This is a genomic window from Bifidobacterium pseudolongum subsp. pseudolongum DSM 20099, assembly GCF_000771225.1.
Classification (GTDB): Bacteria; Actinomycetota; Actinomycetes; order Actinomycetales; family Bifidobacteriaceae; genus Bifidobacterium; species Bifidobacterium pseudolongum.
The window spans coordinates 48,034-61,338 of the sequence record NZ_JDTZ01000002.1; the positions used below are offsets into that span (position 1 = coordinate 48,034).

Genomic DNA, 13,305 nt, shown 5'->3' on the forward strand with positions numbered 1-13,305 from the left:
GCCGGCCGTTTTTCGGGTCCGGGTCGATCCCACAAAGGAGCACGATGGCACAACAGTTCGATATCGCAATCATCGGCGCAGGTCCCGGCGGGTACGCCACCGCATTGAGGGCGGCGCAACTGGGCAAGAGCGTCGTCATGGTCGAGCGTGACGCCACGCTCGGCGGCACATGCCTCAACCGCGGCTGCATCCCCTCGAAGGCGCTCATCACCGCCACCCGCACATTGGACACGATGCGCCACGGCACGCAGATGGGCATCGTGTCCTCGCTGGAGGAGATCGACTTTGGCCAGTTGCGCGACTACCGCGAACACACCGTGGACACGATGACGCAGGGACTGCGCGGCCTGGTCGCGTTCCGCAAGATCACCGTCTACCAAGGCGAGGCATCGCTCGACGCGGACCGCACCGTGCATGTCGACCCCTCGGACGACAACGCGCATGTGCGGCGGTATGCGGAGGACGGCGGTTTCGAAGACGTCGACGAGCACATGGAGATCCAGGCCACCGACGTCGTGATCGCCACCGGCTCCTCCCCCCGCCCCCTGCCCGGCACGCCGTTCAGCGCCGCGGTCATCGATTCGACGCACGCACTCGAACTCAACACGTTCCCGCACAGCGCCGCGATCATCGGCTCGGGGGCCGTCGCGCTCGAATTCGCGTCGATGTGGCGTTCGGCGGGCTGCGACGTCACGCTGTTCATCCGCCACGGCAACGTGCTCTCGCACAGCGACCGCCGCGCCGCGCTCGCTCTGAACCGCGAACTCAAGCGGCTCGGCATCACGATCGTCGCGAACGCGCAGGTCACGCATGTGGACACCGGCGAGAACCTGGGCGCGGTCGTGCACTACACCACGGCCGACGGCGGCGAGCAGACCTTCGCCTCCGAGCTCGCGCTCGTCGCGATCGGCCGCACGCCGAACACGCAGGCGCCGTGGTTCGCGAGCAGCGGGCTGCAGGTGGACGACGACGGCATGATTCCCACCGACGCGTATGGGCGCACCAATCTCGACCATGTGTGGGCGGTGGGCGATGTGACGCGCGGGCAACTGCTCGCGCACCGCGCCTTTGCCCAAGGATTGGTGATTGCGGAATCTATCGGCGGCCTCGACCCGCAGCCGGTCGACGAGCATACGGTGCCGAGCGTGATCTTCTCCACGCCGGAATTCGCGACGGTCGGCCTGACGCTGCGTGAGGCGCAGGCGGACGAGCGGTACGCCGACGTACACGAGACGATATTCCCGGTCATGGCGAACGCGCGCATGGTCATGAGCGGCATGGGCGGCTCGTTCTCCATCGTCACCGGTGCATTGCGCGACGGCGACGGCACGCAGACCGTGCTGGGCGTGCACGTCGTGGCGCCCGACGCGAGCGACCTGATCGCCGAGGCGCAGCAGATCGTGGCGAACCACATCCCGCTGCACGAGGCCGCCAATGCGATCCACCCGCACCCCACGTTCAGCGAGATGATCGGCGAGACGCTGCTCAAAGCGGACGGACGCCCCCTGCATACGCGCTGAACCGCACCGCCGCGCCATGCGGCGGGCACGTCAACTGATACAGTATGTTCGTCGTGACATCACAGTAGAGCACATAGAGAGGCAGCCCATGGCATCGAAGGAAGCACAGCCTGCGCAGAAGAAGCGCGGCATGTTCAGCCAGTTGAAGCAGATCTTCGCGTTCACCTACAAAGAAGACAAGGCGTTGCCGTGGCTGTGCGGCGGCGTATTCATCGCGCCGGTCATCCTGTGCGTGGTGCTGGGCCTTGTGTTCCATTGGGGTTGGTTCGCGTGGATCACATCCATCATCCTCGCCCTCATGATCGGCCTGCTGCTATTCACGATTGTGCTCACACGCCGCGCCGACGCGGTGGGATTCAAGCAGCTCGAAGGCCATCCGGGCGCCGCGATCAGCGTGCTCGGCAACATGAAGCGCGCCGGATTCGATTTCCCGCAGGAGCCGGTGTGGGTCGACCCGCGTTCCAAGGACGCCGTGTGGCGCGGCACCGGCTATCAAGGCATCTATCTGGTCGGTGAGGGCGACTACGGACGTGTCATGCGCGCCATGGACCGCCTCGAAAAGCAGATCAAGGGCGTGACCGCCGGTTCGGACATCCCCGTCTACCGCATCTGCGTCGGGACCAGCCCCAAGCAGGTGCGCCTCAAGGACCTGCGCCAGACCATCATCAAGAAGCGCACCTACCTTCCCAGCACGCACAAGAACGCGCTCATGCGCAAACTGCGCCCGCGCACACGGTTCATGATGAGCAAGGACCAGCTCACCACACTCAACGAGCGCCTGCACACCCTGCAGCGCAAGAACGGCATGGGCATTCCCAAGGGCATGGACCCGATGCGCACGCAGAAGGTCAGCCGCCGTGCCATGCGTGGCCGCTGACGCCTGAGCCCCAAGCATCCCAGAGGCCCCGACCCCCACCGGATCGGGGCCTCGTCCATATTGCGCAACGGGGCCGCAAGTCGCCCACACAGCCACGCCAACACTGAGAAAACCGCGCACTACCAATGTTTTGCAGCATTCGCACGAACATATCCAAGCAGACGAAACATATTCGTAACCCAACCTTCGAGCGGGCGAAACTCGCGGCCCTATGCTGAGTACTCGTAACCAACTTACGAAAGGAGCGGTCCCGTGACCACACTCGAAACCAAGGCAGATGCCGAGGCCCTCATCAACAAGGAAGGCATCGAATATGTCTCCGTTCGCTTCACTGATCTGATTGGTGTTCAGCAGCACTTCACGGTCCCTGCCAGCGAATTCCTCAAGGATGCGTTCGACGAGGGCATGCCGTTCGACGGCTCCTCCATCGAAGGCTTCCAAGCGATCAACGAATCCGACATGAAGCTCGTCCCGGATATCGAAACGGCGTTCGTGGATCCGTTCCGCAAGCACAAGACGCTCAACGTGGCGTTCTCCATCGTCGACCCGCTGACCGACGAACCGTATTCGCGCGATCCCCGCCAGGTGGCGGCCAAGGCCGAATCCTACCTCAAGTCCACTGGCATCGCCGACACCGCGTCCTTCGCCCCCGAAGCCGAGTTCTTCATCTTCGACAAGGTGCGTTTCGGCAACGACATGCGCGGCTCCTTCTATGAGGTCGATTCGGTTGAGGCCCCGTGGAACTCCGGACTGGACGTCGAAGCCGACGGCACGCCGAACATCGGTTTCAAGAACCGCGTCAAGCGTGGCTACTTCCCCGTCCCGCCGCTGGACCACACGCAGGACCTGCGTGACGACATGGTCGCCAACCTGCAGAAGGTCGGTCTGATCCTCGAGCGCGCCCACCACGAGGTCGGCGGCGCAGGCCAGCAGGAGATCAACTACCGCTTCAACTCGCTGCAGCACGCCGGCGATGACCTGATGAAGTACAAGTATGTGATCCACGAGACCGCCGCGCTCGCCGGCAAGGCCGCGACGTTCATGCCGAAGCCGCTCGCGGGCGACAACGGCACCGGCATGCACTGCCATCAGTCGCTGTGGAAGGACGGCAAGCCGCTGTTCTACGATGAGAAGAACTATGGTGGCCTGTCCGATCTGGCCCGCTGGTACATCGGCGGCCTGATCAAGCACTCCTCCGCCGTGCTCGCGTTCACCAACCCGTCGCTCAACTCGTACCACCGCCTGGTCCCGGGCTTCGAGGCGCCGGTCAACCTCGTCTACTCGGCCCGCAACCGTTCCGCCGCGATCCGCATTCCGCTCGCAGGCACTTCGCCGGCCGCCAAGCGCATCGAGTTCCGCGCCCCCGATCCGTCGTGCAACCCGTTCCTGGCGTTCTCCGCACAGCTCATGGCGGGCCTCGACGGCATCCTCAACCACATCGAGCCTCCGGAGCCGGTCGACAAGGACCTCTACGAGCTTCCCCCGGAGGAGCATGCCGGCATCAAGCAGGTGCCGAGCTCGCTCGCCGAGGCGATGGACGCCCTTGAAGAGGACCACGACTTCCTGACCGCCGGCGACGTGTTCACCGACGACCTGATCAAGACGTGGATCGACCTCAAGCGCGGCGAGATCGACCAGGCCCGCCTGCAGCCGACGCCGCTCGAATACGAGCTCTACTTCCACATCTGATCGGCATCCGATTCGTTCGAATGCCGGTCCACGGTAGTGGCACGAAAAAAGAGTGGGGAACCGCCCGGTTCCCCACTCTTTTTTCGTGTCGCCCCGATTCGTCAGTCGACGACCAGATTGGACAGATACAGGCCCGGCCCGTCAATGTCGTGTTCTTCGCCGCCACATAGCAGCATGCGCCCGTTGCAGCATGCCCCGCCACTGGCCGTGAGACATCCGACATCCATTGTCGCGGGCGCTATGGCCAGGTTGGCATGGGTGCCCGCCACCCCGACCGTGGCCCCGTGCGGCGTGGTGACGCTGCGGACCTGTTGTCCGTCTTCGTCGAACAGCACCACGTTGTTGGACGTGATGGCGATGGCGAGGCGCAGTTCAGGTGCCAGACACGCGCATGTGCGTAACAGTTCGTCACTGGCTTCGGCACTCAACACCACAATGTCCGCCCCGCACAACGCCGCCGAGCGGCAGGCCTGTTCGCCAATCCCAGGGGCTACCTGCGCCAATGCCAGTGTCAAATCGGTCATGCCCACTCCTTGCCTTGGACCGGTTGCACAGCCCATTGCGACCCAAATGCAATGGACGCGCCATTACTTTGGCAAGTGTACGCGTATCCGCTTCGCCCGATGCGAACTCACCATCCGCGCATCTGTGCCCATCTGGCGCGTCATGCGTTTATGCAATACAGTGGGCTGTTGTTCCCCGCGGTGGCACCGCTTCGACCACACAGAAAGGCATGGCATGGACGACCGGACGACACTCATTGAAACCGCGGTGATAGACCGTCTGAGCCATGTCATCGACCCGGAGTTGGGCCGCTCGGTCACCGATCTGGGCATGATCGCCAGCGTGCGGGCGCAACCGTCGGGGCCGAATGCCTATGACGTGATGGTCGATGTGGAGCTCACCGTGCCCGGCTGTCCGCTGTCCGCGCAGATCAGCGCGCAAATCGAAGAAGCCGTCGCCTCCTACCCCGAGGCTGCCTTGACCGCGCGCATCACCGTCGGCGCGATGGACGAAGGCAAGTTGCAGGCGCTTGTCTCCGATCTCAAAGCGCAGCGCCGCGACAACCCGTTCAACAAACCCGGCACGAAGACACGCATTTTCGCGGTCGCCTCCGGCAAGGGCGGCGTCGGCAAATCGTCGATCAGCGCCAATCTGGCCGCCACATTCGCCGCGCTCGGCTACGATACGGCAGCCATCGACGCCGATATCTACGGCTTCTCACTGCCCCGCCTGTTCGGCACTCACAGCCAGCCGACGAACCTCAACGGCATGCTCATGCCGGTCACCGCGTGGGGGGTCAAACTCATGTCGATCGGCATGTTCGCCGGCTCCGACCGCGCGATCCTGTGGCGCGGCCCCCGCCTGCAGCGTTCACTCGAACAGTTCCTCGCCGACGTGTGGTGGGGCGAGCCGGATGTGCTCATCCTTGACCTGGCCCCCGGCACCGGCGATATGGCGATCTCGGTGGCGCAGGCGCTGCCGAACGCTGAACTCGTTGTCGTCACGACCCCACAGCCATCCGCTTCCGACATCGCCGTACGGTCCGGACTCGTCGCCTTGCAGGTGCCGATGCATGTGCGCGGGGTGATTGAGAACATGAGCTATTTCGACCATGCCGGCGAACGCCTCGCCTTGTTCGGTGCGGGCGGCGGCGAACGCGTGAGCGCGCAGTTGACCCGCGCGCTCGGCTACGATGTGCCGTTGCTAGCGCAATTGCCACTCGACCCGGATGTGCGTGAGACCGGCGAGGGCGGCCGCCCCGCTGTGCTCGAAGCCGATGGTTCGCTGCGTGACGACGCGTTCGGACGCACGTTCGCTGACCTGGCACGCACGCTCATGCGCGGTGGTCAGGTGGCCGCCACGAACGGTTCGACCATGCGCGCATAGTCGTCGTAGCGTTCGTCCGCGAAACACAGGGCGATGTCGCGCACGCGCGCGGGATTGCGGGCCGGAAGCCGGTCGAGGATGATGGAGAACGCGTCGGCGCGGTTGCGCCGGTGGATGTTGTGCAATGAGGTGCGGCAGGATGGCCCCACGGCATCCACCTGGGAATACAGTTCCTGTGTCTCGCCGACGATGCGCAACGGCAACCGCATCAATCCTTCGTCGCGTACGACGCGCATGTGGTCTTCCAACAGGTCGATGCTGGCTGCGTGTTGGCTTGAGCAGTGTGCTTCGAAGAACCGCGCTGCGCGGAAACCCTCCATGCAGCCGAGCAGTGAACACGCCATGTCGAACAGGTATACCGGGTTCTCCCACAGGGCCATGCCGGTGGGATTGTCATACAGCAGGACCTGCGTCAGGAGTTCCGTGTGGGAGGGCATGTCGTCGTGCTGCAGGCGCTGGTATGCGCCGATGAGCCGTTCGGCGTCGTACAGGTACCGCACGTCGGCTTCAGATGGTGGTACGCCGCGGCTGGATTCGAGTTCCTGGACAATCTGCGTGTGGCGCGCCGACATGCGGTATGCGGTGTCGGCCTGGCTGCGCAGACCCTGCAAGTAGTCGTCGATTGGCGATGTACCTGGTGCCGTCGGGTCGGGGCATGTGTCTTCGCCGACGACATGCACGGTCTCGCCGTGGGTGAAGCACTCGCCGTCGTCGATGAGCATTAGCGCGCTTTCGTGGCACATCATGAATTGGCGGGCGGCACGCACCGTCGTCTGCGCCGGCGTGCCCCAGCGCAGCAGCGTCGTGGCGCACAGCCATTGGTTCTGCCGGGCATATGCCAAATGGTCCTCGTAGCATTTGTGCCCATCGTCCGACCGGTGGGGTCGGCGGTTCCGCAATGTTTTGCGCAGCGCCTTCCTGCGGCGTACACGCAACGCCATGGGCAGACCGTCGAGTGTGCGGTTCGCGCACATGGCCATGATGCCGTCTATGACGAGGCGCATGAGCCAGCATTGCCAGCTGCGGTCCTCGGTCTCGCCGACGATGCCGTCGAGGAACCCGCGGCATTGCTCCACGATCGCCGGTTCGCCGGTCACGATCGCCAAGTGCAGCGTGTCGGGCCATGCCGTGCCACCGAACAGGTGTTCGGCGAGCGGCGTCAGCACGACGTCGGTGTAGCCAAGATCATCGGTCAGGGTGAACGGCGTGCGGCGGTGTTCGCTGACGAGCGTCTCGAACCGGCATTGCACCACGCGCACATCACGCAGAAAACCGTGGGTGTTGAACAGGATGGGTGGGTGTGTAGCGAATGCACTGGGCATGGTGTTCCTTTCCGCTGCTGGCCGGGGCACGCCGGGGGTGGCGTCCCGTGAGCAGCTTGGCACATCACGCTTGGACGGGCAATCGTCGGAGTGAACAATGTGGATAAGTGGACGACACGCCGCTATCCACATTGCTCCACACCGCAGGCGGACCGCGGTGCGATGCCCTCCCTCAGCCTTTGGCCAGGCCTTGCACCGTGCCGGTTTCCAGCAGTTCGCCGAACTGGCGTTCGTCAATCATCGGCACACCGAGCGCCTCCGCCTTCGCGGCCTTGGACCCCGGATTGGCGCCCACCACGACCCAGTCTGTCTTGCCGCTCACCGTGCCCGACGCCTTGCCGCCGTGCGCCACAATCGCCTCTTTCGCGGAATCGCGCGAGTACGCTTCCAACGAACCGGTCACCACAACCGTGGTACCGGCGAGGGTTTGCGGCAGGTCGCTATGGTCGGCCTCCATGCGCACACCCGCCTGTTTCCACGCCTCAAGCACACGGCCGCGGAAATCGCCGGACTCACGTGCCTTGGCGAACCAGTCGACGACCGATTCGGCGATCTCGACGCCGATGCCGCTGATCTGGGTGAGCTCGTCGACGCTCGCGTGCGCCACCGCGTCGAGCGTGCCGAACCGTTGGGCGATCAGGCGAGCGGTCGGGGGGCCCAACCGGCGAATCGACAGCGCCACGAGCACACGGTCGAGGTCGGTGTGCTTGGCCTTGTCGATTTCGGCGAGCATCTTGCGTGTGTTCTCCGCGGGTCCCACATAGATGGCACGTCCGTTGCGTTCCTGCACGCCCACGACCACGGCGTCGCTGGGCACCGGCTTGTCTTTGCCCTGTTTGATCGGGTTCGTCCAGAACGCCGGCACCTGATGCCACAGGCCCGACCCACCGATGCGACGGCGCGTCCTGTGTGTCTTGCCCGCCTCATCCACATGTTCACGCACCTCGATAATCGGCGCCTCACGCCACACCTGCACGTCTTTGAGGTCGTATGCCGTCAGCGCGAACACACCCGCTTCGCTCGACAGCACCGGCTGCTGCGGTTCGGGCAGTTCCAGCCCTTCCGGCGCCACATACGGCTCGGGTTCGTCGCCCGGCGCCACGAGGAGTTCACGGATGCCAGGCGCATACGCCTCGACGGAATCCGGCCGGTCCTCTTCGGGGTTCGTGAGCGCCACCGCGCTCGCCTCCCCCAAATGCTCGATATCGAACGCCTTGCGTGAGGCGAGGTTGATGATGCGTTCGGTGAGCTGCGCCGGGCAGGATTCGGCGTTCGGGCACCGCAGGTCCTTGTCGCCCTCTTTCATGGGGCGCAGGAGTGTGCCGCACGACGGGCAATGCGTGGGCATCACGAACTCTCGCAGATCGGCCTCCCGCCCGGCGCGCCGTGCGATCACGGGGCCCACGAGCTCGGGAATCACGTCACCGGCCTTGCGCACCACCACCGTGTCGCCAATGAGGATGCCTTTGCGCTTGACCTCGTAGGCGTTGTGCAATGTGGTGCGCGAGACGGTCGAGCCGGCCACATACACCGGTTTCAGGATCGCCACAGGCGTCACGCGGCCGGTACGGCCCACCTGCACGATGATGTTGAGCAGTTCGGTGTTCACTTCCTCCGGCGGATACTTGTAGGCGATCGCCCAGCGCGGGGCACGCGACGTGGCGCCCAGACGGCGCTGCAGCGCCAGATCGTCCACCTTCACCACAATGCCGTCAAGGGCGTGCTCTATGTCGTAACGGTGCCGCTCGTAATACTCGATCATCTCGATGATCTCGTCGAAATTCGTCACCTCGCGCGTATGCGGCGAGACGGGGATGCCCCACCGTTCATAGAGCGCATAGGCCTCCGACTGGTCGTGCACCTCGTCGGCCACGTCCACCGGCTTGCCTTCGCCCCACTGCAATTCGCCGATGCCGTGCGCGTAGAAGCTCAGATGCCGGCTCGCGGTGATGCGTGGGTCCTTCTGGCGCAGCGACCCGGCAGCCGCGTTGCGCGGGTTGGCGAACGGCGGTTTGCCTTCGTCCTCGTTGCGCGCGTTGAGCGCCCTGAAGTCGTCCCAGCGCATGAACACCTCGCCACGGATTTCCACGAGTTCGGGAATGTCCCCTTCCGGCCCGTGCAGCGTGGCGGGAATCGACTGGAATGTGCGCACGTTCATCGTGATGTCCTCGCCGGTCACGCCGTCGCCGCGTGTCAGGCCCTGCACCAACACGCCGTTGCGGTAGATGAGGTTGAGCGCCAAGCCGTCGATCTTGATTTCGCACGTCATCGGCAGCGGCTTGCCCTCCGGCCAATCCAGATCGCGCCGCACGCTGTTGTACCATGCGCGCAGCTCGTCGTATGAGAACACGTCGTCGAGGCTCATCATGCGCGACGGGTGCCGCACCGATGCGAATTCGTTCGAGAACGTGCCGCCCACACGGTGCGTCGGCGACTGTGGGGTGTCGAGCTGCGGGAACGCGGATTCCAACCGTTGCAGGCAACGTAGGCGCGCGTCGTACGCCGCATCGGACGACACCGGCGCGTCGTCCACGTAATAGGCCATCTGGTCGGTTTCGACCCATGCGGCGAGCCGCGCCCACAGGCGCGCCGCCTGTTCGGCGGTCAGCCGCTGCACGTCGAGGTCGTCAAGGTCCATCGCGTCGTTGTCGGTATACCGCAACGCGTCGATCCACGCGTCGGAACCGATGCCCGCGCGTGCGTCAACGGCATGGTCGCGCTCGCTCATGTCTTCACCTTTCGTCTGTGTGGTCCGTGATCCGGCCACTGCCATTTATGCATTGAGCGAGCGCAGAAACTGCAGCTGCACCGCGTCAATGCCCTGTTCGCCCATGCGCGCCGCCGCCACCGCGAGCGTGCGCGCGGGTACGAACATGCCTTGGTCCACCCCCACTCGCGCCGCGCGCAGCATGATCGGCGCGACCTCGGTGCCCGGCCATACGGGAATGTCGTGTTCGGCGAGCGTGCGCTGCGCCTGTGCCATGGCAGTGGGGATGGGGATGTTCTGCGATGTGGCGCGTCCGCGCACTTCGCTGAGCTCCTCGCCGAGCGAAGCCACCTGATTGGGGGCGACCGCGTCGCTCATCATGTATGCGGCCACAGCCACGGCGAACTCGTCGCGCATCCACGCGGCCTGGGCAAGGCGGTAGTACGCGTAGCCCGCATCCGCGCGGTCGATCGAGACGCGCAACGCGTTGAGGCACACGGCGCGCACCGAATCCCAATCCTCCTCGCGGGCGAGTTGCACGGCGAGCTTGAGGTGTGAGAGCGCGTATGACGGCGCATAGGACACGAGCCGGTTCAAGTGTGGCAGTGCCGCCTTGGCCCCCTTGAGCTGCGCCAAGGCGTCGGCGAGCTCCATATGCGCGTAGAAGAGGTTGTCGGGAATGAGCACCGTGCGTTCGTCACGGATCGCGAACAAGTGGTTGTAGATCACCCGGTCGGCATACGAGTTGAAGTAGCGCGGCACGCCGTCGCCTGCGGCAAATCGTTCGTCGAGCTCAGCCACCACGGATTCGATATGGTCGATGGCCTGGTCCACCTGTCCGGAGAACAGCATGTCGCGCGCCTTGCCGCGCGCGTCGTCGAGCCGGGCGGAGGCTTCGAACACCGGGTCGGGGGTGTCACGCCCATCGATCAGTGCTGCGGTGATCTCGGGCGCCGCAGCGGCAAGCTCCGGGTCGCCTATGCGGTCGATGAGCCGCATCGCCTGTTGGGCCTTGTCCACCGACGGCATCGCGTCATCGGCGGCCAGTTCATGGAAATGCGCGACCGCGTATGCGAGCAGGTCGTCGCGTTGGATCGCCAGTCCGAAGGTGTCGGCGGTGCCCATGGCGCGTGTTTCGGCCGGGGTGAGCGCACGGTCCTGCGATTCGGGTGCCATCTGGGCGTTGCGCGGTTCGAACCGTGCGTCATGGATTGTCAGGTCGGTGGGCGTTGCCGCCAGTCCGTGTTCGGTGTCGATCGTCATGGACGCTTGGAACATGGCGAAAGTCTCGTCCGGGTGTTCGAGCCCGTCTTCGCGCAGCCGGCGCAAGAACGCCTCGCGCGTGAACGTCACGGTGGCCAGGGTGGTGAGGGTCGGGCCGGTGCGCAGCCGTTCGAACTGCTCGTCGATCGCCGCACCGGAGGCATGGTCGTTCCGCCCCTCGCCATTGCCCCGCCCGTCTTCCTGCCCGTCGCGCTCGTCGAACGCGAACGTCACTTCGTCAATGCCGCCGCCGCGCATCAGCTGTTCGAATTCGTCGTCGGCCGGCGCACCTTGCGGTTCGGGCCCATTCGCCGTGCCGATCGCCATCGGGTTGCCGTGCTGGTCGCCGTCTTTGGGGCTCGCCTTGCCGCCGGCGAAGTCGAGCGGGCGGTCATGCCATTGTTCAAAGGTGCTCAACGCGTCGCTCATCATCGCCTTGATCGCGCTGTCCTGCTCCTTGATCGCCTCTTCGAGCCCGATCGAATCGATGATGACGCTCACTTCACGGATGCGCGGGCTCGCGCCGAACGCGAGCGCCGCCATCATCAATCCCACGCGCAGGTTGTAGCGTGCGCTGAGCTGCGCCCGTGCGGCGTCATCGAGGTTGATCCAGTCGTGGGTGGCCGCGATGTATTCGCTCGCCGGCATGAGCGCGGGACCGGCCGCGGTGAAGGCGATGGCCAGCCTGCCGGCTTCGAGGTCGTCGCGGAAGTCGGTGTCGAACCGGTAGGGCAGGCGCAGGCGGCGCAGCAGTGAGGCAAGCGTCTGACGCAACACCCATTCGCCGTGCGGCTGGTCCGCCTGCGGCGCCGGGTTGGCCCGTGCAATGCGCTGTGCCGTGTCCGCGGCGATGGCGACGAGACGGTTGACTTCGCCGAACGCCGGCCCGTGCAGCACGTCGATCGGTTCGGTGCGCGGGAACGCGCTGAGCGCCGGATTGGTCAACAGGGCCTGGTCGATGAGGGCGGCCTGGGCTTGCGAGACGGTGTCTTCGGTGGGTTCGATGCCGTGGCTCGCGTTGGTTTCGAGCCACGAGCTGACTTGGGCGAAGCGGTTGAGGTTGCCTTCGATGCGCATCGAGGTGAGGGCCGCATCGAATGGCAGCGATGTGTCCCATGTCAGGAAGTAGTTGCCGGAGAGCTCGGAGGTGATCAGGTGCATCGGCTCGGCGCCGTGGTCCGGTTGCAAGGCGGGCAGGTCGCCCAATGCGCCTATTTCGCGCATGAGCATGACGGCGTGGTCCTCAAGCCCGGATGTGCGCAGGCCGTGGGCGCGCGCTTCGGCGGCGTCGCGCGCGCTGTCGCGGATCGCGCTCAACGGCGCCTGCTGTTCGAGCCTGCGGAAGATGTTGCCCGACCCGAAGCCGAGCAGCAGTCCGCGCATCTTGGGCAGTAGATAGGCCGCGAAGAACGCGACTGTCACCGCGTCGCGGTATTCGAGCCCCACACGCAGTTCGTCGGGCAGGGGCACGCGCAATTGTTCGAGCGTGTAGCGGCGGCCTGCCTCGATCCACGAGGCGAGCCACCGGTTGACCCCGTTCGCTTCGGCGCACACCACGCCGCCGTGGGCCACACGGATCGTGCGCCCGCCCGTTGCGGCGGTATGCCCCACGCGCGGGCCGTCGGGAATCGTCCATTCGCCTTCCTTGAACAGGAAGAACTCCGGTTCGCGCCCGTGCAGGTCCGGGTTCGGCTCATCGGTCGCATAGACGCGCCCGCGGTCGTCGGCGAGCGCGATCTGCATGAACCGGCGTGATGACAGGAAGAATCCGATGGCGAAGACGCGCACGCCGGGCAGCTGCACCCAGCCGGGGCGGATCGGCCCGGGCACGTCCGAGAATCCGGTGAACGCGTGGTGGCGCGTCCACGGGGCGAGCACAACCGGCTCCCCCACGCCCGACCCGGCCCAACCGTGCGCAAGCCACTGCCGCGCCGCCGTGAGCAGCGCCGACGGGGTGACGCCGCGGGGGTGCGCGTGTGGGGTGTGCGGGGAGCGATCAGACGTGTGAACCATGCTCTCTAATGTACAACGTGCTCC

8 protein-coding genes are annotated in these 13,305 nt (G+C 65.5%); 4 read left to right on the forward strand and 4 right to left on the reverse strand.

The window, feature by feature from the left end; genetic code table 11:
* Positions 1-44 precede the first annotated feature (44 nt).
* The 3 genes from lpdA to glnA all read left to right on the forward strand — a co-directional run bounded on the left by lpdA (position 45) and on the right by glnA (position 4,086).
* Positions 45-1,520, forward strand: coding sequence for a dihydrolipoyl dehydrogenase (gene lpdA, locus OU02_RS00290; RefSeq protein WP_033488266.1), 1,476 nt, complete (start codon positions 45-47; stop codon positions 1,518-1,520).
* An 88-nt stretch (positions 1,521-1,608) separates the two neighbouring features.
* Positions 1,609-2,397: a DUF4191 domain-containing protein gene (locus tag OU02_RS00295; protein WP_033488267.1), complete on the forward strand. Its 789-nt coding sequence runs from the start codon at positions 1,609-1,611 to the stop codon at positions 2,395-2,397.
* Positions 2,398-2,649: 252 nt separating this feature from the next.
* Positions 2,650-4,086: a type I glutamate--ammonia ligase gene (gene glnA, locus OU02_RS00300; protein ID WP_033488268.1), complete on the forward strand. Its 1,437-nt coding sequence runs from the start codon at positions 2,650-2,652 to the stop codon at positions 4,084-4,086.
* Positions 4,087-4,187: 101 nt separating this feature from the next.
* Here the strand turns inward: glnA and OU02_RS00305 are convergent, their stop codons facing one another.
* A complete protein-coding gene (locus OU02_RS00305) occupies positions 4,188-4,610 on the reverse strand; it encodes a hypothetical protein (protein ID WP_033488269.1) in 423 nt (140 codons plus the stop codon).
* Positions 4,611-4,824: 214 nt separating this feature from the next.
* Here OU02_RS00305 and OU02_RS00310 point away from each other — a divergent pair, with 214 nt between their 5' ends.
* A complete protein-coding gene (locus OU02_RS00310) occupies positions 4,825-5,976 on the forward strand; it encodes an Mrp/NBP35 family ATP-binding protein (protein ID WP_051918196.1) in 1,152 nt (383 codons plus the stop codon).
* Here OU02_RS00310 and OU02_RS00315 read toward each other — a convergent pair.
* The 3 genes from OU02_RS00315 to OU02_RS00325 all read right to left on the reverse strand — a co-directional run bounded on the left by OU02_RS00315 (position 5,937) and on the right by OU02_RS00325 (position 13,281).
* A complete protein-coding gene (locus OU02_RS00315) occupies positions 5,937-7,298 on the reverse strand; it encodes a hypothetical protein (RefSeq protein WP_033488270.1) in 1,362 nt (453 codons plus the stop codon). The two genes, OU02_RS00310 and OU02_RS00315, sit on opposite strands and share 40 nt — an antisense overlap.
* 172 nt (positions 7,299-7,470) lie before the next feature.
* A complete protein-coding gene (gene ligA / locus OU02_RS00320) occupies positions 7,471-10,026 on the reverse strand; it encodes an NAD-dependent DNA ligase LigA (protein ID WP_033488509.1) in 2,556 nt (851 codons plus the stop codon).
* Positions 10,027-10,071: 45 nt separating this feature from the next.
* The gene (locus OU02_RS00325) at positions 10,072-13,281 is read right to left on the reverse strand and encodes a tetratricopeptide repeat protein (RefSeq protein WP_052110224.1); all 3,210 of its coding nucleotides are present in this window, start codon (positions 13,279-13,281) and stop codon (positions 10,072-10,074) included.
* Between the last annotated feature and the right edge of the window lie 24 nt (positions 13,282-13,305).